Annotated in this window: 16 protein-coding genes; 8 read left to right on the plus strand and 8 right to left on the minus strand. The window is 71.0% G+C overall.

The window, feature by feature from the left end:
* Positions 1-19: 19 nt before the first annotated feature.
* The 3 genes from AC6JA9_RS07350 (at position 20) to AC6JA9_RS07360 (ending at position 3,591) form a co-directional block, all read left to right on the plus strand.
* Positions 20-1,771, plus strand: coding sequence for a hypothetical protein (locus AC6JA9_RS07350; RefSeq protein WP_408887945.1), 1,752 nt, complete (start codon positions 20-22; stop codon positions 1,769-1,771).
* A gap of 513 nt (positions 1,772-2,284) precedes the next feature.
* Positions 2,285-2,677: a hypothetical protein gene (locus tag AC6JA9_RS07355; protein WP_497959332.1), complete on the plus strand. Its 393-nt coding sequence runs from the start codon at positions 2,285-2,287 to the stop codon at positions 2,675-2,677.
* 65 nt (positions 2,678-2,742) lie between these two features.
* A complete protein-coding gene (locus tag AC6JA9_RS07360) occupies positions 2,743-3,591 on the plus strand; it encodes an EamA family transporter (protein ID WP_223746342.1) in 849 nt (282 codons plus the stop codon).
* Positions 3,592-3,796: 205 nt separating this feature from the next.
* Here AC6JA9_RS07360 and AC6JA9_RS07365 read toward each other — a convergent pair whose 3' ends face one another.
* The 8 genes from AC6JA9_RS07365 to AC6JA9_RS07400 all read right to left on the minus strand — a co-directional run bounded on the left by AC6JA9_RS07365 (position 3,797) and on the right by AC6JA9_RS07400 (position 15,167).
* Complete coding sequence (locus AC6JA9_RS07365; protein ID WP_267697765.1) at positions 3,797-5,722, minus strand: tetratricopeptide repeat protein; 1,926 nt, start codon at positions 5,720-5,722, stop codon at positions 3,797-3,799.
* Entirely contained in the window at positions 5,722-6,360 is a 639-nt protein-coding gene (locus AC6JA9_RS07370) for a hypothetical protein (RefSeq protein ID WP_223746344.1), read from the minus strand. Before AC6JA9_RS07370 ends, AC6JA9_RS07365 begins: the two co-directional genes overlap by 1 nt.
* Positions 6,357-6,887, minus strand: a complete 531-nt coding sequence (locus AC6JA9_RS07375) for a hypothetical protein (protein ID WP_408887943.1) — start codon at positions 6,885-6,887, stop codon at positions 6,357-6,359. The genes AC6JA9_RS07370 and AC6JA9_RS07375 overlap by 4 nt, the downstream gene beginning before the upstream one ends.
* Positions 6,884-10,156, minus strand: a complete 3,273-nt coding sequence (locus AC6JA9_RS07380; protein ID WP_223746346.1) for a tetratricopeptide repeat protein — start codon at positions 10,154-10,156, stop codon at positions 6,884-6,886. The genes AC6JA9_RS07375 and AC6JA9_RS07380 overlap by 4 nt, the downstream gene beginning before the upstream one ends.
* Positions 10,153-11,802, minus strand: a complete 1,650-nt coding sequence (locus tag AC6JA9_RS07385) for a hypothetical protein (protein ID WP_223746347.1) — start codon at positions 11,800-11,802, stop codon at positions 10,153-10,155. The genes AC6JA9_RS07380 and AC6JA9_RS07385 overlap by 4 nt, the downstream gene beginning before the upstream one ends.
* Positions 11,799-12,434, minus strand: coding sequence for an outer membrane beta-barrel domain-containing protein (locus AC6JA9_RS07390; protein WP_046711417.1), 636 nt, complete (start codon positions 12,432-12,434; stop codon positions 11,799-11,801). The genes AC6JA9_RS07385 and AC6JA9_RS07390 overlap by 4 nt, the downstream gene beginning before the upstream one ends.
* Before the next feature lie 63 nt (positions 12,435-12,497).
* On the minus strand, positions 12,498-14,720 hold the full coding sequence (locus AC6JA9_RS07395; RefSeq protein ID WP_497959334.1) for an AgmX/PglI C-terminal domain-containing protein: 2,223 nt from the start codon (positions 14,718-14,720) through the stop codon (positions 12,498-12,500).
* 39 nt (positions 14,721-14,759) lie between these two features.
* Positions 14,760-15,167, minus strand: a complete 408-nt coding sequence (locus AC6JA9_RS07400; protein ID WP_223746349.1) for a hypothetical protein — start codon at positions 15,165-15,167, stop codon at positions 14,760-14,762.
* 233 nt (positions 15,168-15,400) lie between these two features.
* On the opposite strand from AC6JA9_RS07400, the gene AC6JA9_RS07405 reads away from it, so the two are divergent.
* The 5 genes from AC6JA9_RS07405 (at position 15,401) to AC6JA9_RS07425 (ending at position 24,742) form a co-directional block, all read left to right on the plus strand.
* Positions 15,401-17,743: an MtsA protein gene (locus tag AC6JA9_RS07405; RefSeq protein ID WP_497959335.1), complete on the plus strand. Its 2,343-nt coding sequence runs from the start codon at positions 15,401-15,403 to the stop codon at positions 17,741-17,743.
* A 142-nt stretch (positions 17,744-17,885) separates the two neighbouring features.
* On the plus strand, positions 17,886-19,475 hold the full coding sequence (locus tag AC6JA9_RS07410) for a thrombospondin type 3 repeat-containing protein (protein WP_223746351.1): 1,590 nt from the start codon (positions 17,886-17,888) through the stop codon (positions 19,473-19,475).
* Between the two features lie 170 nt (positions 19,476-19,645).
* A complete protein-coding gene (gene mtsC / locus AC6JA9_RS07415; RefSeq protein ID WP_223746352.1) occupies positions 19,646-20,974 on the plus strand; it encodes a cell-cell cohesion MYXO-CTERM protein MtsC in 1,329 nt (442 codons plus the stop codon).
* Positions 20,975-21,008: 34 nt separating this feature from the next.
* Positions 21,009-22,997 carry a cell-cell cohesion protein MtsD gene (mtsD, locus tag AC6JA9_RS07420; protein ID WP_223746353.1) on the plus strand — a complete coding sequence of 663 codons (1,989 nt, stop codon included), beginning with the start codon at positions 21,009-21,011 and terminating at the stop codon, positions 22,995-22,997.
* Positions 22,994-24,742, plus strand: a complete 1,749-nt coding sequence (locus tag AC6JA9_RS07425) for a vWA domain-containing protein (RefSeq protein WP_223746354.1) — start codon at positions 22,994-22,996, stop codon at positions 24,740-24,742. The genes mtsD and AC6JA9_RS07425 overlap by 4 nt, the downstream gene beginning before the upstream one ends.
* Positions 24,743-24,749: the final 7 nt, after the last annotated feature.

Consider the following 24,749-nt stretch of genomic DNA (forward strand, 5'->3'; position numbering starts at 1 on the left):
GGACAGAGTGCGCGCTCGGATGCGAGCGAGCAGGGGACCCCCGCGCTTCCTGCTCCTGCAGTCCTCGGAGGAGCGCGTGTTGTCCTGCCGCGCACCCGTCACCAGTGTGGCGGGCGTGGAGGATGTCCCCCTGGTGGGTTTCGAGTCCGCGGTGCGAGCGTGGGCGCTGGTGGTGTGGAGCGTGGGGTTGCTGGCGTGCGGCGCGGGCGCGCCCTGTGATTCCGCGTGCGAGCCCTCCGATGAGGCGTGCCGACAGAGCGCGTGCGGCGCCCTGCCCGAGGAGAGCCCCCGGATGCGCATCGCCTGTGACGCGCTTCCCCCCGAGGGGAGATGTCTGGGCCCTCGCGTGGTGGAGCGCTGTGTCGATGGACAGCTCCAGCAGCGGGACTGCGCGATGGGTGAGGCCTGTGTGGAGGCAGGTGGCGCACACTGCGAGGCCGCGGCGGCCTGTGTGGAGGGCACGTCCCGTTGCTCCGACGCGGGCGCGCTGGAGCGCTGCGCGGATGGGCGCTGGGCATCCGCCGCGTGTGACGCGGGCTGTGTGGCGGAAGGGAACCGCGGCTTCTGCGGCGCTCCCGGGCGGACGCTGAGCGGCATGGCCCGCTATGCGCGGCGACTGCCGGACGCGTCGTTCCGCGACTGGGCGCCGGAGGCGGAGTGGGTGTCCGCGCGGGGCTTCCTCGTCGCATCGTTCCAGGGCGGGGCGCTCGTGGACCTGGCCGTGACGGATGGCTCCGGGCGGTTCACCGTGCGCGTGGCGCGGGAGGTGGGCGCGGAGGACGCCGTGGTGGTGTACGCGGCGGGGCAGGGGCAGACGGGGTTGGTGGAGTACGCGGTGGCGGACCCGGGACTGTCGGGTGCGCAGGGCGTGCCCGCGACGCCTGGTTCCTCGGCGCGCATCTGGAGCTGGTCGAGGCCGACGCGTGCGCTGCTCGATTCACCCGTGGTCGCCATCGAGGAGTCCGAGGGCTCCGGGGCCGCGGCGGTGTTCGAGGCGGTGAGCGCGGCGTGGCACGGGACGCGGGAGCGATATGGCGACACGGGGCTGCCGCTGGTGGCCTGGCTGGGCTTCGGCACGACGTGGTCCTGTGGGGCGTGCTTCGCGCCGTGGCAGGTGACGGCGGTGGGGCGCCGCTGGTCCGCGCAGCTCTGGCTGCCCGGGGACTCGGATGCGGCGTGGTGGTCCGAGGCGATGGTGCTCCACGAGCTGGGACACTGGGCCATGGCGAGCCATGGGACGAGCCCGGCCGAGGGCGGGCCTCATTTCCTGGGCGTGCCGACGTTTCCGGGGCAGGCGTGGAGCGAGGGGTGGGCCACATGGTTCAGCTCGGACACACGTGGCAGTCCCCGCTACTACGACCGCCAGGGCGGGACGATGTTCTGGCTGGACCTGGAGACACGCTCACCGGAGATGATTGCGTGGAGCCGGCCTCGTCCCGAGGACGGGCTGCTCCAGCCCATCGAGGAGAACGAGGTGGCCGCCATCCTCTATCGGCTGGGCACGAGCACGCCGTCGCGGCAGCTGTTGTACGAGTCGCTCGCGGCTCCGGCGATGAACCTGGCTCCGTGGGCGCGGGGCTATCGCAAGCACACGTGGCGCATGGAGGAGGGGACGCCCGTGGATGTGGCGGAGACGCTGGAGGCCGCGCCGTGTCTGGCGGACTTCCTGGATGCGCTCATGTGCGGAGGCTTTCCCCGCGAGCTGATGGACGCCGCCACCGAGCCCGCCGTGGCGTATCCGTATCCGAGCCACTCGCCCCTGTGCAGGTGAGCGGAGCATGTCCATGTTCGCGCCAGGGGCCGTAGGGAGTTCGTCGTGTCGATGATGGGAAGTGGACGCGGGTCGCCCATGAGGTGGCTCGCGAGTCCTCGACGGCGCATCGCGGGTGCGGTGCTGGCGCTGGCGTTGGTGGGAGCGCTCTCGGCGGGAGTGGCCTCGGGAGTGGAGCGAGCCCGAGGGCGTCCGCGTAGGAGTCCGGAGCCTTCGCCGCCGCTCTCACAGCAGGAGGGCGCAGCCGTGGGCCGTGGAGTGTCTTCACGTGCCACGCCTCGGATGGCGCGCGAAGTGGAGGCACCTGCTCGGGCCTCGTCTCGCGGGAGCGTGTCGACGGCGACCGCCGTGGTGCGCGAGTCGGGTGCGCGTCATCAGGTGCGAGAGGCGCTCTTTCGGACACCTTCTTCGCGCGGTCGCGAGGAAGAACCCCGGACCTCGTCGGACGAACATGTCCACTCGGGAAGTGCCACGGGCGCGGCGAGGGGGCTGACGTCGCGAATGCCCGCGCCGATGCGGGTCGATTGGCGCGAGGTGGTGTCCGAGGGCGGTGCTCTGTCACTCGTGGCCGAGGTGGAGCGACGCGCGGGTTTCGACGCGGACATCGAGGTGAGCATCGTGCTCCCCGAGGGTGTGCGTGTCGTCGAGGGCTCCACGGAGTTCGTGTTGCCGAGGAGCGCGGGGGCCCATGCTCGGGTGACGCCCTGTGTGGTGGCGGTTGCTCCCGGCGTGGTTCCGGAGACGGACCTGGTGTTGTCCGCGCAGGCGCGAGGCGGGTCCTTCGGGGCGCACGCGGAGGCGCGGTACACCTTCGGACGTGCGAGTCGGCTCGAGCGACCTCCCGCACCCACGGGGCCGGTGTTGCCGGCCCGGTTCCTCTCGGGGAGTGACTCCGACGTGCCGTGAGCAGATGAGGACCCGAGCGGGGTGGCTGGAGTAGATACGGGGCCTCGTCGTTCCGAGGTGCCTCGTTGCAGACCGCTGCCCTGGTGTTGGTGTTGCTGTCCGCGTTCCTTCACGCGTCGTGGAACGCGATGCTCAAGCGGCATCCGAACCCCGAGGCCGGGGTGGTGGGCGTCATCACCGTGGCGACAGTGGGCGGAGGACTGTGGGCGCTCGGGATGAGGGGCGAGGCGTTCCCGACGACGCGAGGATTGATGTGGGCGCTGTGCGCGGGAGCGTGCGAGAGCGTCTACCTGGTGGCGCTCGCGCGAGCCCTGCACCGAGCACCGCTGGGGCTCGCCTACACGGTGTCGCGCGGTGGCGCGATGTTGCTGGTGTGGCCGGTGTCGGTGCTGCTGCTGGCAGAGCGCGTGTCCGTGTGGTCACTGACGGGCGCGTGGGTGTTGGGCGCGGGGCTGGTGGTGATGCACGTGTCGCGTCCTCAGGGACGCGCGGCCTCGGGCGTCGCGTGGGCGGCGCTGTCGGCGGTGGCGATTGCTGGCTATCACCTGAGCTACAAGCTGGCGCTGGCGGAGCGCGCGCTGCCGCCCGCCCTGTTCACCACGGGCCTGCTCATCGCGCTCCCAGTGTTGATGGTGGAGCGCGGGCGACAGCTCGGCTGGATGGAACTCCTGCGACAGGCGTGGAGCCGGCCCTGGCTGGTGCTCATCGGGGGAACCATCAGCATGCTGTCCTTCTCGCTGCTGCTGACGGCGTTGAGTGACAGCGGGGCAGGGGTGGTGCTCACGCTGCGCAACACGTCCATCGCCTTCGCGCTGCTGCTTGCCGCGTTCCAGGGGGAACGGCTCGGACACCGTCAGCTCTCGGGCGCGGTGCTCGTGTCCGTGGGCGCGGTGCTGCTCGGCATCCCGGCGTAACAACCGCCCAGGCGGAGTGAGCTCAGGAGGAGGCGCTGCTGTGCCCGCTGGCGTGAAGCCGCTGGCCGGGGGGACGCGCCAGCGCGGACACGGTGCTCGCGTCAGTCGGTGCTGCTCGGCATCCCGGCGCGAATCACCGCCACTCGGACCCGGGCCAGGGCCGTGGCCCCGGGTTGAAGAGGGCGGGCATCCACCCGCCGGCTGACTACTCCGCCTTCGCGGATGCGGCACCACCCAGTCGCTTCAGGGCGATTTGCGCATCCTCGTGATTCGGCTGGAGCTTCAGCGCCGTCTGATACTCCTGCTTCGCCTCATCCACGCGCTGGGTCGCCTCAAGCAACTGCCCCAGGGCGTTGTGCGGCTCGGCGAACGTCGGGTCCACCTGCGCGGAGCCCCGGAAGGACTTCTCCGCGTCCTTCGTGTTGCCCTGCTGGTACAGCGCATGGCCCAGGTACAACAACGTCAGCGCGTTGCGAGGCTCCACCGCCAGCGCATCACTCAGCACCTTGCGCGCCTTTGCCCCATCACCACCACGCAGGTACAGGAAGCCCAGCTCCGCGCGCGCTTCAATCTGCGCCGGGTCCTTGGCCACCACCGCCTCCAGCTCCGTCACCGCCTGCTCCGGCCGCCCGCGCCGCGAGTGGACGATGCCCAGCCGCGCCAGCGCCGCCGTGTCGGCCTCCTCGCCCTCCTTCGGACGCAGGTACGTCTCCGCGCCAGGGTAGTCCCCCATCGCCATCAGCAGGTCCGCCAGCCCCAGCTTCGCCGCGCGGTGGTTCGGGTCCTCCTTCAGCACGCCCAGGAACAGGGGCTGCGCCTTCGCCGCCACGCGCTTCTTCGCGTACGTGTCCGCCAGCGCCAGCCGGTTCTCCACCGTCGGCGACAGGGCGACGCACTCCTCGTACTCCGCGATGGCGCCATCCAGGTCACCCTTGGCCTTGAGCGCCTCGCCGTAACCCGCGCGCGCCGCCGCGTCCTTGGGGAACGCCTCCACCGCCGTCTTCAGCGTGGCCACCGCCTCGTCCGCCTTGCCCAGCGAGAGGTACGCCCGGGCGAGGCCCTGGTACGCCTCCGTCGTCTTCTTGCCGTCGTCGGAGCTCTTCTCGATGGCCTTCTTGAACGCCTCCACCGCCTGCTTCTTCTTGCCCTGCTCCAGGTACAGGTGGCCCAGCTGCGTGTACGGGCCACTGGCCCGACGCGGCTCGAGCACCAGCGCCTTCTCGAAGGCCTTGGTGGCGCGTACGTTGTCGCCCAGCTGGTAGTACGCGAGCCCCAGGTTGAAGTGCGCCTCCGCGTACTTCGGGTCCGCCGCGATGGCCTTGATGAACGCGTCGGTGGCCTTGCGCGGGTCGCCCTTCTCGTTGAGCGCCACGCCCAGGTTGTTCTGCGCGCGCGCGTGCTTCGGGTCCGCCGCGATGGCGCGCTGGTACTCGCCGATGGCGCCGTCGAAGTCGTTCTCGCGCAGCAGGATGACGCCCAGGTTGTAGTGCGCCTCCGCGTCGCCCAGCTTCTCGCGCGTGGCCTCGCGCAAGGTCGCCTTCGCCTCGCCGTTGAGGCCCTTCTCCGCCAGCGCCTTGCCCAGGTTGATGCGCGCGACGTTGAGCTGGGCGTTGAGCTTCAGCGCCTCGCGGTACGCCTCGATGGCGTCGTCCGTGCGGTTGGCGCGCTGCAGCGCCTCACCCAGGTTGAAGCGCAGCTCCGCGTCCTGCGGCGCCAGCTCCACCGCCACCGAGTACTGGCTGATGGCCACGTCCGTCTCGTCCAGCACGCGCGCCAGCAGCCCTCGCTCCGAGCGCAGCGTCGCGTCCTCGGGGAAGGCCGCGATGGCCTGATCCAGCAGCGTGCGCGCCTTCTGCGCGTCGCCCGCCAGCCTGAGCGCGCGTCCCAGCGCCAGCCTCGGCGGGACGAGCTCCGGCTCCAGCTCCACCAGCTTCGTCAGCGGCTCCACCGCCTTCTTCGGTTTGTTCAGCGCGAGGAAGGCCGTGCCCAGACGGTAGAGGGCGTCGGCGTCGTCCGGGGACGCGCGCAACCGGGCACTCTCCACCGCCGCGGTGCGTTCGAGCGCCGCCGCGTCGGGGGGAGGCGCCTGGGCGGTGAGCAACTGGAGGACTAGGACGCCGGCTTTCGTCATCACAGGTTCTCCACGTAGGGACTGGCGCGCGCGTCGAACGTCTTCTTGGCGAGGGCGGACTTCTTCGCCTCCCACGCCTCACGCGCCGCCTTCTCTTCCTTCTCTTCCTCGGCGAGCTCGGCCCTCTCCGACTTCACCTCCGCCTCGCACTCGGCCACCTGCTCCTCGTACTCCTTCGGGTCCAGCTCCTCGCTGCCCTGCACCTTCGCCTTGCGGGCCGACGTCAGCTTGGCCAGCTCGAACTTCGCGAAGGCGCAGTCGCGCGCCAGCTCCGACACGTCCCGCAGGCCCACCGACAGCCGCTGCTTCGCGCGCAGGTACTCCACGCGCGCCTCGGACTCCTCGATGGCCAGCTTCGCCACCTCGCGCGATACCTCGTCCGTGGCGCGGTCCACCTCGTCCTCGGCCGCCTCCTGGCGGTCCTTGGCGCGGCGGATGTTGTCGCGGGCCCGGTCGATTTCGTTGTTCGCCTCGTCCACCTTGTCGACGGCGAGCGCCAGCTCGTTCTCCGCCTCGAGCAGCTCGATGCGGACCTCGAACGGGAGCTTCTTCACCAACGAGTTGGGCACCTTCATGCCGTAGCTGGAGCCGCAGCCGGCGGCGAGCAGGGGAAGGGTGAGCAGGAGCAAGTGCTTCATGGAACGGTGGCCTCGAAGCTGCCGAAGATGGTGCGGCCGGAATAGATGTCGGTGCCGTTGACGAACGTGACGTGGAACTCGCCGCTGATGCGCTGGCCCTGCGCCGTGGGAATCCGCTGGACCACCAGCGAGCCCCGCTCGAGCGGAGGGAAGACGCGCGCCGGCTCGTCCAGCACGCTGCGGCCGATGGCGCCCCGCTGCGCGCCACCCTCCAGGACCTCGGCCAGGTTGATGTCCAACCCGCCCGTGTAGCCCTCCGGAATCATGTCCCCCACGCGCGCGCTGACCTTCAGGAGCGTGTTGACGCCCGGCCCCTGGGGCTTGACGAAGTTGATGGACAGCTCGCCCTCCGCCAGCACCGCCTCCGCGCGCTTGTAGCGCAAGTCGAGCAGCGGAGAGACGCTGCCCTCCAGCCGGCCGCCCTCGTCGCCGCACGCGCACAGGCCGGCCACCAGCACGGCCGCCAGCGCCAGCCCCCGGAGGGGCCGGACGCTGGAGATGGACGTGGCGTGGATGCCCGGGCTCACTTGCACGCCTTCCAGCCCGCGCTGTCCACGTCCGAGCCCGTGAGCGAGCCCACGTCCTTGAGGACCGCCAGCTCCCGCCGGGCCCCGTCCACGTCGCCGAAGCGGCAGCGCAGCGCGGCCAGGTTGAGGCGGGCCTTGTCGTAGGTGGGGTCGGAGTCCATCGCCTTGGCGTAGGCCTCGCGCGCGCCCATCGCGTCGCCCATGTTGAGCAGCGCCCAGCCCAGCGCCGAGTGCGCCGAGGCCTTGGTGTCCTGCAACTCCGTCACGCGGCCGAACGTCAGCTGCGCCACGCCGAACTGCCGCGCGTCCAGGTACGCCATGCCCAGCGCCTCCAGCGCCTCCACGCTGAGCGTGCGCTCGGCCTTCTTGCGCAGCTCGTCTAGTGCGGCCGACTGCATCGGCGCGCCCGGCTGCGGCACCGGCAGCGACGCCTGCTCGGAGCGGGCACGGCAGCCCACCACCGCGGCGTTGAAGACCTCCAGCGACTCGGCGCGGGACAGACACGCCTTGAAGGCCTCCTCGGAGCGCGCCTTGAGCGGCCCGACCTGCTCCTTCACCGCCGCCTGGAACTGCTGCGACTCGGAGGCCGACAGCCCGCCCGGCACCGGCGTGGACTCCACCACGTCCGCGATGTGCCCGTACGCCAGCGCCAGCCGCCACAGCGACGCCACCGCCCACTCGGGATAACCCAGCGACGCGGCCTGCGTGTAGATGCCCTCCAGGCCCTGCAGCGCGGCGACCTTCTCCTCCACCTTGTCGGAGGGCAGGTCCTTGTAGCCGCGGTAGAGGATTTCGCCGAGGTACCACAGGCCCTTGGCCGCCTCTTCCGTCTGGCCGTTGGGGCCCTGCACCGCCGTGGTGAGCGTGGCCACCAGCGCGTCCGCGCTCGCCGTGGGCGCCGTGGTCGCCTGCACCTCGGCGAGCACCGCCGCCGCGCCCGCGCTCCTCGGGTCCTGCTTCAGCGCGGCCTCCGCGGCCAGCTTCGCGCGCGAGTAGTCCTTCGCCTTCAGCCGCGCCTCGGCCAGCAGCACCAGCACGTCGCCCTTGCGAGCGCCGGAGGACTCCGCCGCCGTCTCCAGGTTGCGCGCGGCCTCCTTGTACTCACCCAGCGCCATGCGCAGCCGCGCGCCCGCAAGCCACCCGTCCACGCCGGCCACGTCCGAGCCCAGCTTCTGGCCCACCTGCTCGAACCAGCTGGCCGCCTCGCCGAACGCCGCCGCCTCCGCCGCGTGACGGCCGAGCGTCAGGAGCACGTCCGACAGGTACTGGCTCTTGGGGTAGTCCTGCGACAGCTTGGAGCCCAGCTCGCGCTCGGCCTGCAGGTCCCTCTTCTCGCGCGCCGCCGTGAAGGCGCCGTACAGGGCCTTCTCGCCGATGTCGCTGTTCTTGTTCTCGTCGGCCACCTTCACGAGGCCCTGGATGACGTCGCCCGTCTCCTGGGCGCTCTGCAAGGCCAGCTCGTCAAGCGCCTCGGCGCGGCTCTGCGTGAGGATCTTCTGCACCTCCGCGCGGAAGTTGCCCGGCAAGGGCGCGCCGAGGAACTTCTTGCCCGTCTCGTCCAGGCCCTTGAAGTCGTTGACCTGCCGCAGGCTGTCCAGCGCCAGGTTGCCGGCGACGGTGGACTCCTTGTGCTGCGGGTGGGAGAGGGCGAAGGCGGTGAACAGCTCCGCGGCCTTGGGGTAGTCGCCGTCCTCGTAGAAGGCGCGCGCGATGTTGAACTTCACGTCCAGGGCGTTGGGGCTCTTGGGGTAGCGCGACACGTACTCCGCGCCGAGCAGCTTCATGGCCTGGCGCGCGTCCGCCACCTCATACGCGTTGCGCTTGAGCGCCTCCTCCGGCTTGAGCGTGGAGAAGTGCGCGAGCAGCGCCGCGTAGATGGCGTCCTCCTCGCCCTTCACGTCCTTGGCCTTGGCCTCGTAGCGGGCCAGCTCCTCGAACTGGCGCGCCGCCTCCGGGAAGGCCTTGGCGGAGAAGAGCGCCTCCGCGCGGTTCTTCATCATCGGCCGCACGTACTGCTCGGGACGGAAGAGGCTCAGGTACGCCTCGTACGCCTCGGCGGTGCTCAGGTAGAGCTCCTTCTCCTCCTTCTTCTGCGCCGCCAGGTGCAGCTGGGTGGCCAGGTCGCGGCCCATCTCCTCCAGCTCCGCGAGCTGCTTCTTGCGCTCGACCTCCACCAGCTCCGGGTCCGTCTTGCTCTGCACCGCCGCGCGCACCAGCACGCGCAGGTCCTCCGGCTCCGGCAGCACCTTGCCCTTGGACGCCTTGAGCGCGTCGTAGAGCTTCTGGCTCCGCTCCAGGTCCATCTCCGGGTCGTGCTGGATCTCCATCAGCTTGCGCAGCGCGGGGATGGCCCACTCGTACTGCTGCTTGATGAAGTAGCGGTTGCCCAGCTTGTCCAGCGCGAGCGCGTACGTGGCCCGGCTGTCGCTGAGCTTTTCGAAGTAGTTGAGCGCGCCCTTGGGCGGCTTCGCCTCGGTGTAGCTGTAGACCAGGTCCAGCAGCGCCTCGCGCTTGACGTTGAGCGCCTTCTTCACGTCCACGCCCGGCAGGGGCGCGCTCGCGGCCGCGGCCTCGAAGAACGTCACCGCCTCCGCGTGCTTGGCCTGGTTCACGCGAATCCAGCCCATCTTGTAGCGGGCCAGGTCGTGAACAGGGGAGGGCGGCGCCTCGAGGATGGCCTGGTAGTGCTTCTCCGCTTCGACCAGGTCGGCCTTGTCGAAGAAGTGGTCGCCGAGAATCTGCTCCGCCTCCAGCCTGAGCGGGCTGTTGGGGAACTTGCGCGTCAAATCGCCCAGCGTCTTGAGCATCTCGTCGAACTGGCCGAGCTCGCGCTGCTCGTGCGCCAGGTAGAACGTCACCTGGTCGCCGTCCTTGAAGTCCGGGTACTCGCGCAGCAGGCGGTAGTACATCTGCACCGCCTTCTGCTTCATCAGCCGCGTCTCGGGAGAGACGATGGCGCCCGTGGCTCCCTCGGGCCGGGACTCGGCCTGCAGGTAGTACACGTAGCGGCTCTTCTCCACGTAGAGCTCGGCCAGCCGGAACTGGAGGTCCGGCAGGTACGGCGCGTTGCGGCTCTTGGAGATGAGCTTCTCCGTCTCGCCGATGGCGCGGTCCACCTTGAAGATGTCGCGCTTGAGCTTGGCGATGAGCTCGTCGCGCTCCTTCGCCTTGGACACGATGGGGTTGAAGCCCGCGGCGTTGCGGCCCGGGCTTCCAGGGGCGGCCGCCAGCAGGGCGGCGGCAATCAGGCCGGTAAGCTGGCCGGTCATGGGGTCTCCTCGATGCAGCGGCTCTCGATGCTGACCCGGTACGACTTGAGCTCGTCGTTCCAGTACTCGCCGTCGAAGCGGAAGGCGACGCTGTCGGGCGTCAACAGGGGCTCATCCACCGGCACCACCAGCTTGGAGCCCTTCTTCACGCGCTCGTACAGCTTCAGTCCCACTTCGTATTCCATCAGCCGCACCTGCTCGGCCGCGCGCAAGAGCGTGTCCGCCTCCTGCCGCACCGCCTTGGCCAGCCGCGCGTCGTACACCCGCACGGCCTCCGCGCGGGACAGGTCATAGAGCTTCGTCAGGTGGGTGAAGAGCCGGTCGCCGAAGCTGCCGGCGTAGCGGCCCAGGCGCTCGCCCTCCAAATCCAGCGTCTCCACGAAGCGAGAGGCGCGCTTCGTGCCGCCGTGCGAGTTGGCCGCGCGGCGCAGGCGGATGTCCTGCGTCAGGTCATCGCGGTTGCGCACCGCCTCCAGCGAGTCCGCGAAGCGGCGCGTGAGCTCCTTGGCGGCGCGCTTGGCGGGCAGGTAGTGGCACAGGTCGCGGTAGATGAGCGCGCGCAAGAGGTACTTGTCCGGCAGGAACTCGTCGCGGAAGGACGGCGCGTCCAGCGTGGTGAGGATGCCCAGCGACGCGCGCGGCTCGCCCAGCTTGTAGCGGGTCCACGCCTCCTCCAGGTAGAGGCTGGCGCGGCCCGGGTCCAGCTGGGGCAGCTTCACCAGGTTGTAGGCCTCCAGCGCGCCCGTGTAGTCCTGGCGCTCGTAGCGCAGGCGGGCCACCGCGAGCGCCGCCTCGTTGCGCGCCGAGCGGGTGAGCTTCTCGTCCTTGGACAGCGTGAGGAAGTCCGAGATGAGCTCCTCGGACGGCTCCTTCACCTGCTTGAGCCGGGTGACGAGCAGCGCGAACTTCGCGTGGCTCGCCTCCGCGCTCGTCTCCGACAGCTTGGCGAAGTGCGTGTTGGCCCAGCGCTCGTTGCCCACGCGCAGGTCCACCAGGCCCTGCTGGTAGTGCGCGTACGCGCCCGTGTCCTCGGGCAGGAAGCCCAGGTCCAGCGCGCCGAACACCTGCTCGTCGATCATCACGTCATCGTGCGGCTGGTCCGTCAGCGCCTTGAGGGCGTCGAGCGCGCGCGGGATGACGTTGGGGTTGGAGCGCTCGCGCGCGATGCGCGCCAGGTACGACGCGCCCGCGTGCGTGAGCCCCAGGTCGATGAGGCTCCTGGCCAGGAAGTACTGGCCCCAGGCGTAGTTGTCGTCCGTCTTGGGCGCGGCCTCGAGCCAGGCGTACAGGGGGCCGGCGGCGTCGCGCGGCTTGCCGTCGAAGTAGTCCTGCAGCGCGCGGTCGAACGTGGCCGGGTCCACCTTCTGCGGCAGCGACGCCGGTGGGGCCTCGGCCTTCTTGTCGCCCTCGGGCTTCTTGTCGGCCCCGGGCGCGGCGGCGGGCGTTCCTGGCGCGGCGCTGCCCTCCGCGGGCTTGGCGGCGGGCGCGCCGGACGCGGGCGGCGTGGCGGGGGCGGACGCGGGCTTCGCGTTCCCCGGGGGGGGTGGCATGGGCAGCGCGCCGGCGCCGGACTGGGCGCGGGCGGCCGCTGGAGACACGACGAGCGCGGCGCTGGCGAGCGCGGCGATGAGTGAGCGGGAAGTCATTCCGTGGCGCCGAAGTTGAACGCGGTTCCGAGCTGGACGACCGGGACGTTGATGATGCGCGAGGCGCCGGCGAAGACGACGTTGTTGGACACGTCCAACCGGAACGACACCGTCTTGCCGGAGAACATGCGCACGCCCAGGCCCAGGTTGACGGCGGGGCGGAAGCCGTCCTGCCGGTCAATCTTGACCACCGTGCCGCCGCCGAGCAGGAACGCCTCGAAGTGCAGCACGGAGCTGTTGAGCACCGCCGTCTTGCCGTACAGCGGGCTCCACACCAGGTCGGAGCCCACCATCCACTGCACCTGGTCCTCGAACGCGGACGCGGTGGGGGCCACGTCGAAGTCGCGCTCCAGCTGGCGGCGCAGCGACGTCTGGATGTTGTAGCTGTACGTGCCCCGGCCCACCTGCCACGCGAACGTGTCGCTGAAGTGGTACGTGTACGAGACGCTCCCGGTGAGGCCCTTGTAGAAGGCGTCCGCCGGCAGCACGCCGACGCCGAGGTACAGCTCGTGGTGCATCCGGTACTGCCGCTCCTGGATGGCGGAGACGGAGCCGGGGTTCTCGAGCGCCTCGGCCTGCGCGCGGGCAAGGCCGGGCGCCAGGAACAAGAGGATGAGCAGGGCGTATCGCACGGTGGGGGCTTCCTGGCGGATGAGCGGAACGGAACGCGGGGGGAGGGGGTGGTCCCCCTCGCGTCAGTAGCCGACGGAGTTGAAGAGGAACGGGTAGGTGATGATGACCACGCCGCCCTTGGGGGCGGGGAAGGTCCAGGTCTTCAGGTTGGAGAGGATGCACGCCTCGACGGAGGCGTTGCGCAGCGTGGAGGACTTGGTCTTCGCCGCGGCCACGCGGCCGTTGGCGCCGATGGTCCACTCGAGCACCACCTTGCCGGCCAGGCCCGGGTCCTTGAGCAGCGCGCGCTCGTAGCAGCCGTGCACCTCGTTCAGGTGGCTGTTGATGACGCGCGCCACGGCCTCGCGGTCCACCGTGCCCTGCGTGGAGGCGATGCTGCGCGCGGTGGCGCGCGTGACGGTGCCTCCCACCTTGCCCTTGCCCACCGAGCCCGCGCCCAGGGCGCCGATGCCGCCGCCGCCCTTGCCGCGCAACAGCTCCGCGCCCAGCGTGGCGCCGCCGCCCTTGCCGCCGCCGCCCAGGCCGAAGGTGCCCAGGCCCGCGTTGGCGATGGGCGCCTTCCCGATGAGGCCCGACAGCTTGTAGTTGGAGTTCTTCACGTTCTTGCTGCCCGGCCCGCTGCCCAGCTTGTCCACCGCGGCCAGCAGGTCGTTGGTGGCGGGGCCCGCGGCCGACAGCTTCGCGAGCGCCTTGAGCGCCTTGTTCTCCGGCGGCGCGGCGGCCACGGCCTTGGCGGGCTGGGGAGGCGGCGGCGTCTTCTCCACCGGCTTGGGCGGCGCCTTCTCCGCCACCTTCGCCTCCTCCTTCTTCACCGGCTTGGCCTTCTCCTTGAGCGCCTCCAGCTTCTTCTTCGCCTCCTCCTTCTTCTTGGGCTCGGGGGCGATGAGGCGCAGCGCCACGGGCGGCAGGTTCTTCTGCGTGAAGTCCGCCGTCTCCGGCGTGGGCGGCTTGAGCGCGATGAACGCGCCCAGGCCCGACGCGAACAGCGCGAAGCACGTCATCGCCAGCCACGGCAGGCCGCGCAGCGGGTTGACGAACACGCGCGCGGGCACGGGCGCCGCGTAGGCGACGAGCGACATCTGCCCCTGCGTCAGCCGCGCGCCCACGCCCTCGCGCAGCGTGATGAAGCGGCGGCTGCCGTCGGACTCGAGCGAGGCACCGGTGACGGGCGTGAAGCGGCCGTCGGAGCCGCTCTTCTCGACCTCGGTGCCCGGGGGCACGAAGAGGCGGAAGGAGCCGCTGATGGACTCGGCCAGCGTGAAGGGCGCGCCGGTCTCCGGCAGCGTGAAGCCCCACAGCGGCATCGCCTCCGGCAGCTCGAGCGAGGCCACCACGGGCTTCTTCCTGTCCGGCGCGAAGCGGCGCGCGTCGCGGCGCACGGTGCCCCAGTACAGCTCCAGGTAGAGCTGGGAGGCGCCCTTGCCCGGGTCGATGCGCGGCGCGTGCGTGGGCCGGGAGGCGGTGACGCGCGGCTCCTGGAGCAGCGGGCCCTGCGCGACGGGGAGCGGGTCCAGCGCCACGTCCGCGAGCAGGTCGTCCGCCAGCAGCATGCCGGTGTTGACGGGCGCGGCGGCGGCGGGGGCGGGCTCCTGGGTCGCGCGGCGGCGCACGGACGGGACGGTGCCCGCGGGCACCGGCGCGTGCAGGGGGATGGGCTGCGCGGGCGGGGCGGCGTGCGCGACCGCGCCGTGGACGGACGCCTGCGGCGCGACGGGCGCCGGCATGGGCACCACCGCGGGCTGGGCCGCGTGCTGCGGATAGATGGCCTGCGTCGCGGCGGAGGGCGCGGTCTGCTGCGGCACCGCGCGCACCGCGGGGACGGTGGTGGCGAGCGGCTGCGTCGGCGCCGCCTGCACGGGGCGCAGCTGGCGCACGGGCGCGGCCTGCGGCGCGGGCGGCTGGGGCGGGGCGGGCTGCGGCGCGCCGAACAGCGCGGCGACCTCCGGCGGCGGCTGGGGCTTCACCTCCTGGGGGCGCTGCGCGAGCACGCGCGTCTTGAGGACGAAGGGACCGCAGAGCACCTCGTCCACCGAGCGGATCTCACACGCGGTGACGCGGTGGCCGTTGACGAACAGGCCCGTGGCGGTGCCCGCGTCCTGGATGGCCGCGCGACCGTTCTGGAAGTAGAGCAGTGCGTGACGCGGCTCCACGGCCGGGTCATCCAGGCGCAGGTCCGACGTCGGGTCCGACCCGAGCGCATACGTGCCGGGGACGAACACTTCCGTCCCAACGAGGAGTCCGTCGCGGAGGATGACGACTTGCAGGACGCTGGGCTGGCCGCTCAACGGTGACGCTCCCTTCAAGGGCGGGTGGGCGGTACTGCCCTACTGGTCGTACACGGTGGCGAGCGTTTCGGCGCGGAAGCTGTCGCGCTCGCGGATCATCGACCGGGTCTTCAATTCCTTGCGGTCATACAGATACACCGCGCCCGACTTGTTCGTCTGACCCTGGATGAGCCGGTCATCGAAGTCGATGCGCGAGGGCCCGCGCTGCGGCGGCGCCGCGGACGCGGTGGCGTCCGGCTCGCCCGTCACCGGGTCCGTCACCGGCGCGCCCTTGGTCTCGATCTTGGGCGGAGCCTTGGGGCCGGACTTCTTGCCCGCCGCCTTCTTGGCCTTCGCTGTTTTCGCGGAACGGCCGCGGCCCTGGGCCCATGCGTCGCTCGGGTGCAACAACGTACCGATGCCGAGGAGCTGGGCGACGACCATGCAGAGGAGGAAGCGTCGCATCATCAACAGGTTAAGCGATGCGCGTATGGACCTGTCAACGCACACTCCAGGGCCATTCACGAGGCGTGGTGCGACAGGTGTGGGGGGCACTCCACCCCATGTGGGGCGCGTGCTCCACGACTCGTGTCTCGCGTTGCCGGCCGACTGGAAATGTGGCGTGCCGCTCCGCATCCAAATCCAAGGAGGCGCCGTCCAACCGGGCGAGCGCCCGGAGAATCATCGCGGCGACGCGGGGGATGAGAGATGCTGCGCGCGTGACGAGCGCGCTGCGCAGATGGAGTCTCCTGACGGTGGGCGTCCTGCTCTGGTCCGCCGCGGGTGTCGTCGGATACCGGCTCAGCGCGCGGGAGCCCCGGGGTCAGCCGCCCCCGCGGGCACAAGGTCCCACTCCACCCACCACCGGGCCCCGACTCACCGGCGTGGGCCCCAGGCTCACCAGCAACGAGACCTCCCAGCCGCTCTCCGTGCATGGCGAGCAATTGGTGACCGGGTTGCGACTGTCACTGGGTCCACCCCTGTCACTGGAGCTGCCGCTGAGGGTGGTGGACTCGCGCCACGCCTTCGCGCGGCTGCCCTCCGGGCTGAAGCTGCCCGAGGACTCGCCCCAGGTCGTGGTGGAGGCGCGCCTGGTGTCGGAGCGGGCGGACTGCTGCGAGGGACAGGACGCGCTCACGGTGGTGAACGACACCGCCTTCCCGGACCTGACGGGCATGGTGGCCTCGCCCGATGGGCGCACGCTGTTCGTCGTCTCGCCGCCCACGGACACGGTGTACGCGCTGGACGTGGGCTCGGGCCACGTGGAGGCGCTCCCCGTGGGTGACGGGCCCTCCGCGCTGGCCACGTGGAAGGACGCGAGCGGCAGGGCCTTCCTGGGCGTGGTGCACCGCTTCCAGCCGGAGCTGTGGGTGTATGCGCTGGAGGCGCGCGGCGCGCCGCGGGTGTGGCCCGCACCGCTGGGGGCCTCGGGGCTGGAGGTGGATGGCGCGCGGGGCGTGGCCTACATCGCCGAGCAGGTGCGCGACACGGTGCGGGCGGTGTCGCTCGAGGACGGGCGCGAGCAGTGGGCGACGCCGGTGGACCCCAACCCGCGCGCGCTGGCGCGGTGGCGCGACGTGCTCGCGGTGGGCAGCCTCCAGACGGGGCAGGTGGAGCTGCTGCGGCTGCGGGACGGCACGCCCGTGTTCACCGTGGCGCCGGGGCCGGGCGTGGCCATCGTCGGCGGACGCACGGAGCCCTTCCGCGCGCAGGTGATGGGCGGCCACGCGCCGCGCTCGCTGGTGGCCAGCGCCCGGCTGGGGCGGCTGTTCATGGGGAGCCTGGGGCCGAACGTGGGCCCCATGCCCCAGCGCAAGGAGGTGCACGGCAGCAGCGGCGTGTCCGTCATCGACCCGGCCACCGGCGACTTCGTGCGCCACCGGGGCTTCGGCGTGGGCATGACGGAGGGGCTGGCGCTGGATGACGCGGCGGGGCTGCTCTACGCGGCGGACGTGGCGCTGGGCCAGGTGCGCGTGCTCGACGCGCGGGCGCTGGTGTCCAACGACGACCGGGTGGCGCGCGACGCGGTGTTGCAGGAGCTGGTGCTGGCGCCGCCCGAGGGCACGCCGCTGGTGCGCCCCGCGGAGGACTTCTCCGTCAAGGGCCGCGCGGGCCCGGAGCTGCACTCGGGGCCGCGCTCGCTGGTGCTGTCCCCGGACGGCCAGCGGCTCTACGTGCTCAACCGCTTCACCCGCGAGGTGGCGGTGGTGGACGCGCGCGAGGCGCGCGAGGGCGGGGCGGTGGTGGCGCGGCGGCTGCCCGTGGTGGCGCTGCGGCATCAGGCCAAGCGCCAGCTGGGGCAGGTGCTCTACTCCGCGGACCTGGGCCGCACGGGCATCACCTGCGACGGGTGCCACATCGAGGGGCACACCGGCGGGCTCTTCTACGCGAAGAAGTATCCTTTGCGCATCTACCGCTCGCCCACCGTGCAGGGCAGCCGCGACACGCCGCCCTTCTTCACGCCGGCCAGCCAGCACAGCCTCGCGGAGACGGCGAGCTTCGTCGGCGCGCGCAACCGCTTCCACAACCCGGACCCGTCGCCCTCGGAGGTGGAGGCGCTCACGCTCTTCTCGTCGTTGATTGCCACGCTGCCCAACCCGTACCGGGGCGGGGACGGCGCGCCGCCGCCGACGGTGACGCTCCCCGACGGAGCCGTGGGGCACCCGGCGCGGGGCCGCGCGCTGTTCGAGGGCAAGGGCGGCTGTGTCGCCTGTCACCCCGCGCCCCTCTACACGCTGGACCAGGACGCGGCGACGCGCGGCCAGTACCTGGACGTGGGCACGCCGGTGGCGCTGCCCTTGCGGCTGGAGCAGCAGGACCTGGTGGTGGGCGCGGCGCCTCCGTCCCTGGTGGGCACGTGGGATGTGTGGCCGCTGCTCACCAGCGCCTCGGCGGGTTACGGGGTGAAGGATGGCCGCCTGGTGGTGGACACGCGCTTCCCGTTGAAGAAGGTGTTGGAGATGGCGGGCCCCGCCCATGGAGACGCGCGCGCGTTCAGTCCCCAGGAGCGCGACGACGTGCTCGCCTTCCTGCTCACATTGTGAGCGCGAGGCCGAACCCCGCGCGTCCAGGTTCCGTGGCGGGGCGAAATCACCGCCATCGCTGTGTGCGAGCGCGGGGAGATTTCATCGCGGACGCGGCTGTCGCTTGCGTTGTCGTGGGGGGCTGCGGTCTACAATCCATCTGATGCGCCCCCTTCCGCGCTCCGCGTGGCCGCTGCTTCCGATTCTGCTCCTGTCCTGCTCCGACGCGGGCCTGTACGCCATCGACGGGCGTGGGGCCAACGGCGGAGACCGCGCCAACTTCTCCGGCAAGGTCTGCGTGCCGCTCGCCGGCGGCGATGCGTTCCCCACCAAGGTCCTCTTCGCGCTGCAGGGCGGCGAGGGCGTCGAGACGGAAATCGTGGGCTACGCCACCGACGGCCTCGCCACGCTCTCCAGCCGCTTCTCCGGGCCGTTCGTGAAGTTCGGCCTGGTGGCGTACCACTCGGTGGCCACCGGCATCCTGGGCGGCTTCTCCGACGCGGCGGACTTCCAGGCCGCGCTGCCGCGCTTCGCCACCTATCAGGAGACGGGGCCCGTCAGCATCCGCTCCTCGCTGCGGCTGGCCAAGACGCTGCTCGCCGGTGACATGCAGACGTCGTGTCGCGGCGAGGTGGCCCGCACGCGCTACGTCGTCGTCGTCGTCGTGCGCAGCCAGGACACCAGCTGCGCCAACCCGGCCTTCAACATCGGCCTGGACGCCACGTGCAACGCGCTGACGGACAAGGTCGCCTGCAGCCAGTGTGAGCTCACCGCCGTCACCGGCGAAATCAAGGCCCTGGCCCAGCAGTACGGCGCGGGCGAGGTGGTGGTGCAGCCCATCTACGTGCGCGACGTCGCGGACCCCAACACCCGCGCGCACGTGGCGGCCATCGCCCACGCGGGCGGCACCCAGGCGGTGGAGACGGACGCGGCGGGCCTGTCCCCCACGCTCTCCGGCATCCAGTACGCCGCGCGCACCAACACCCTCAAGCTCAAGCGCTTCCTCGCCTTCAACCGCAACGTGGTGGTGCGCGCCGGCCAGGTGCTCGTCGACAGCGACGGAGACGGCCTGCCGGACGTGGACGAGGTCGCCCTGGGCACGGACCCCACGGTGGTCGACTCGGACCAGGACGGGCTGATGGACGGCATCGAGGTCCGCGTCGGGTTGGATCCGCTCGTCCCCGACATCATCAACGGCTGCAACCTGTCGCTCGACGAGGATGGAGATCGGCTCAACACCTGCGAGGAGCGCGTGCTGGGCACCAACCCCTGCATCGGCGACAGCGACGGCGACACGATTCCGGACCTGGTGGAGGTGCTGTCGCAGACCAACCCGCTGGTGCCCGAGGACCTGCTCGACTCGGACCGCGACGGCATCACCAACGTCGCCGAAATCGAGGCGCATGGAGACCCGCTGAGCGCCGACCTCGACTTCCACCGCGAGCGCGCCTACGGCTACGACCTGGTGGAGTCCGAGCCCACCGTGGACGGACGCACCTGCTACGACTCGCGCGTGGAGAACATCACGCTGGTGCGCACGCTGGCGCGGCCCCACCCGCTCGTGCCCGGCGAAACCATCCCCGCGGGCACCAACGAAATCTACCTGTACCTCCAGGCCGGCCGGGACAACGACCCGCGCGGCGCCGGCATCGGCTCGCTGCTCATCCAGAGCATCCAGTACGACGAGAAGGAGGGACGCACCCCCTCCGGTACCCTCCTGTTGGACCCCGAGGCCTTCATCCTCGGAACCTGATCCACCCGTGGGTGTGGGGTCTTCCCCTCGCCCGGGCTGGGGAGTGCCCCCCACACTCCTCCGCCCAGTCCTCTTCACTCCATGCGCAACCCTCTGGAATCACGGATGTTTGATTCACGACGGGGAGCGGATCGACTCTTGCTAAGGGCTCGGGGCTGAAAGGAGTCACCATGTCACGCGTTCGATTCGCTCCGGTGCTGATGCTCGGGGCAATGCTGGTCGTGAACCCCGGTCTTGCCCAGGCACAGTCCAACGACAATCCCGACAACCCGGAGTGTCTCGGCGACAGCTGCGGCAAGCCCCAGGAGGAGGGCGGCGGGTGCGGGTGCGGGTGCGGCGGCTCGGTGTGGGTGAACTACACGGACGACGGCGACACGCTCGCCTACACGGACGACGCGGACGGCGACGGCCGCGCGGATGACCGCGACAACTGCCCGTTCGCGTCCAACCGCGACCAGGCGGACAGCGACGGCGACGGCGTGGGCAACGTCTGCGACAACTGCGCGACGCTCTCCAACTTCCAGCAGCGCGACGCCGACGGTGATGGCATCGGCGACGACTGCGACCCGGACCGCGACAACGACGGCATCGCCAACGAGCAGGACAACTGCCCGCTGATTCCCAACCAGGACCAGGCCAACCTGGACGGTGACGCGCAGGGCGACGTCTGCGACGCGGACGACGACAACGACGGCGTGGCGGACGGCACGGACAACTGCCCGCGCGTCGCCAACCCCGACCAGGTGATGCCGGCGGACGGCAGCCAGTGCCGCGTGGACGCGGACGGCGACAACATCGCCGACAGCAGCGACAACTGCCCCGGGCTCGCCAACCCCGAGCAGACCGACAGGGACAACGACGGCGTGGGTGACGCGTGCGACCCGGACGACGACGACGACGGCGTCCTCGATGACGCCGACAACTGCAAGGACGTGGCGAACCGCGACCAGGCCGACAGCGACGGCGACGGCGACGGCGACGCGTGCGACATCCTCTTCTGCGTCGTGGTGGACCCCACGCAGAAGCAGAACTGCCTGGACCCGAAGAAGGCCTTCGCGGTCAGCGCCGGCGGCACCATGAAGCTCTCCCGCTCCGGTGAGTCGCTGCGCCCGCCGCTGTTCGCCAACCGCAACGGCGCGGCCATGGAGTACCGCTGGACGGTGACCAAGCGCCCCTCGGGCTCCAACGCCGTGGTGGAGAACCCCCAGGGCGCGGTGACGCTCAGCCGCAACTGGCAGTACTCGTACGTGGACGGCAGCGTGCCCAACTTCGTGCCCGACACCGAGGGCACGTACGAGCTGACCGTGGAGGCCCGACTGGCCTTCGCCGACCGCGTCTTCCCCGAGCAGCGCGTCTCCACCAGCACCCTCGTGCTGACGGTGGGTGAGGGTGACGGCGAGGGCGGCAACTGCAGCTCCGTCCCCGCCGGCTTCAGCGCCACCGCGCTGGGCGCCGCGCTGCTGCGCATGCTGATGCGCCGTCGTCGCAGCGAGCAGTAATCTCGTCGTCCCCCTCGCCAGGAGGTCGTACCGCATGCGTCGCCTTGTCCGACTCCCGCTGCTGATGGCGGGCCTCCTGGCCACGGGGCTGTTGTCCTGTACCGACTCCATGTTGGAGCCCCGGACGGAGCAGCAGACCCACGTCGATGACCGCGTGATGCTCCAGGGGCGCGTGTGCACGCGCCCGCCCAACCCCTCCGGCTTCCCGGTGAAGGTGGTGGTGGTCATCGACGAGTCGGGCAGCATGTGCATCAGCGACCCACCGGGCGCGCAGACCGACAGCGGCTTCTGTCAGCGCGCCGAGGTGCAGGCCATCATCCCGCCGGGCGTCACCGAGCCCGCGCGCGTGCGGGCCCTCAAGCGCCTGGTGAACCAGTTCCGTCAGGTCAACGCGGCGGGCGGCAACGTGCAGGTGTCCGTGGCCCCCTTCGAGACGAACGTGCGCAACGTCTGGCCGCCGGCCACGACGGGCAACCGCTTCGCCCGGCCCGACACCAACATCGACAGCTACATCGACGGCCTGCAGAGCCAGCTGGGCAAGGGCACCGACTACCAGGGCGCGCTGTCGTACGCGTACAGCCTCATCGCCAGCGACATCAACGCCGTGGCCCTGTCCAACCCGGAGGTGCTGCCGCGCACCCGCTACGTCGTCGTCTTCCTCACGGACGGCACGCCGTACCCGCGCTGCTCGGCCACCGACAACCTCAGCGTGTACGCCAATCCGGACAACCCGGACCTGACGTGGGCGGACTCCATCGTGAGCTTCTGCAACGCCACGAACACCACGGACCAGATCGACGGGTTTGAAATCGGCACGGACCGCAACCAGAACTACCAGCTCTTCAGCTACGTGCGCCGGCTGATGGAGCTCAAGGACCAGTACAACGTCGGCGACGTGCGCATGCACACGGTGCTGCTCTTCAACCAGGAGGCGGTTCGCGCGTGCGGCCCCATCTGTCAGGAGATCTACGGCATCTACCCCGGCGTACCGCAGGCCCAGTACCCGGAGGCCGCCAAGAAGATCGCCTCCTGGCTGCTCAAGCGCTTCGCGGACATGGGCAACGGCGTCTACCAGGAGTTCAACGACACGGCCGAAATCTCCAACCTGGGCCTGGGCGCGCTGGACTACTCGTCCTTCGCGTCGCGCAACGTGATGAAGACGCTGCTGGTGGAGCCGCTGAGCTCCTCGCCCGGACTGGACGGACGCGTCATCGACAGCGACGGCGACGGCGTGCCGGACGACGTGGACAACTCCTTCACGCTGAAGACCCACCCCTTCACCTCCGACAGTGACAGCGACTGCCTGGACGACGGCTTCGAGCACCGCCGCGAGGACCAGGGCTTCAGGGCCGCCAACGATTTGGACGCGCGCGGCTGCAACCCGAACTCGCCGCTGACGCCGCGCTGCACGTGCCGTGACACGGACGGTGACGGGCTCTCCCAGTTCGCCGAGGCCTACCTGCGCACGCGCGAGACCATCGTCGACAGCGACGGCGACGGCATCCCCGACAGCATCGAGGCGCGCTGGGGCCTGAACCCGCTGGAGCCCAGCGTGGCGGGGCTGGACACGGACGGTGACGGCCTGCCGGACGAGGTGGAGCTGCGCGCGGGCACGGACCCCACGCGGCGCGACAGGGCCTTCTTCGAGAAGAACGGCTTCCAGTACGAGACGCGCATCGCCGAGGTCCTCCCCAACGGGAGCATCTGCTACGACTACACCGTCTCGAACCTCCAGATGGTCGCCACGCCGGACCGGCCGGGCACCAAGCAGGGCTTCAACCTGTTCAAGCTGTGGTTCGCGGAGGCGCCGGAGAGCGGCGTGGCCACCGACTACGGCGTGTGGCGCGCGGCCTGCGCGTGGTCCCAGTACTCGCCGCCCAGCGTGCGCGTGCCGGTGGGGCCGGAGCTGACGTTGACGAACGACAACTTCATGGTGCCCACGGAATTGAGCAATCCCTGGGACAGCCAGGGCCGGTGCGTGGGCGCGCCGCCCTCGGGCCAGCAGGGAGGTCTGCTTCCGTGAGTGTGGCCGCACGTATCCTGGCGGGGCTGGTGGTCGCGGTGGCGGTGACGGTGGCCTGCACCGACTCGTATCTGTATGACCCGCGCCGCGACGTGGAGGTCCCCGTGGACCGCTCGGTGTCCATCCAGGGCCGCTTCTGCAGCACGGGCTCCAACGAGGTGGTGCGGCCCATCAAGCTGGTGGTCGCCATGGACGCCTCGCAGTCCATGCGCGTCAGCGACCCGGACGGCACCCGCGCCACCGCGCTGGTGGAGCTGATTGAAAACCTGCCCAGGGACCCGGAGGTCCACCTGGCGGTGGTGCTCTTCGCCGGCAGCACCACGGCGTTCCTCACCCAGACGCCGGGCAGCCCGCCGCAGGACGGCTTCGTGCAGGTGGCCAGCTTCGACGACGCGCGGATGCGCCAGCTCACCGAGCAGCTGCTCACCTTCCGCAACCCGGACAACTCCCCGAACCGCGACTCGACGGACTTCGTCAAGCCGCTGTCGGACATCTACTCGCTCATCAACACGGACATCGCGCGCAGCCGGCTGGAGCCGGGCGGCGCGCAGGCGCTGGCCCAGGCGCGCTACTCGGTCCTCTTCCTGTCCGATGGTCGGCCCACCACGGACCAGGACGACGAGCTGCTGCAGGGTGACGCGGTGGTGCGCATCCGTCAGCTGCGGGACCTGGTGGAGGACGTGCGCGTCAACACCGTGCACGTCTTCAACCCCACGCAGCCGGTGTCGTCGGTGTGTGATTTGTCGGGCGACGGCGGCTGCCCGCTGCTCATCATCAACCAGAACTCGGACCGGCTGGAGAAGATGGCGGCGCTGGGCGGCGGCAACTTCCGCGACTTCCGCAACAACGAGCCCATCAACTTCCTGGACTTCAGCTTCGGGCAGGTGCGCCGGACGTTCATCGTGAAGGAGGTCATCGCGACGAACTTCTCCTCGCCGCCTGGCAGCCCCTTCGACGAGGCGGACACGGACGGCGACGGGCTGTCGGACGCGCGCGAGCGGGAGGAGGGCACGGACCCCAACCGCGTGGACACCGACGGCGACGGCTTCAGCGACGGCGTGGAGGTGTACTTCCGAGACCGCGGCGTGGACTTCGACCCCACGCAGGTGGCGGACCCGGACGGCGGTGGCCTGGACAAGGGCTGCCCGCCGCTCCTGCGCGCGTCGGACTCTGACTGTGACGGCCTGCTCGACTGCGACGAGCAGTTCATCGGCACCAACGCGACGCTGGCCGACAGCGACCGCGACGGCGTGCCCGACGGAATCGAGTGGCGCGGCGGCACCCAGGGCGCCAGCGACGACCTGGACGAGGACCCGGACAACGACGGGCTGTCGAGCCGCGCCGAGCTGCGCCTGCACACCCGCCCGCTGGTGGTGGACACCGCGAACCTGGCGGCGGAGGGCTACCGCTACTCCTTCGAGGCGGACGGCCCTCCGGACGAGCTGGGCCGGCAGTGCTACACGCTGCGCGTGGACAACGTGCTGTTGGCGCCCACCATCGCCTCCGCGGACGACGCGGGCGTGGTGGTGCGGGGCGCCGGCTACAACGACATCGCCTTGTCGGTGGCCATGGTGCCCGCCGACGACCCGACCGCGCGCACGCAGGTGCGCACCTTCCGGGTGAACCACGTGCGCTACCCGGTGGGGGGCATCAAGTCCCCCGCCGACGGCATCATCCGCGTGAATCCCGAGGACTTCGTCGACGGCTGCCCTGGCCGTCCCGACGTCACCCTCCCGACGCCGTGAGAAACGA

The sequence above is a fragment of the Myxococcus sp. MH1 genome, from assembly GCF_059738865.1.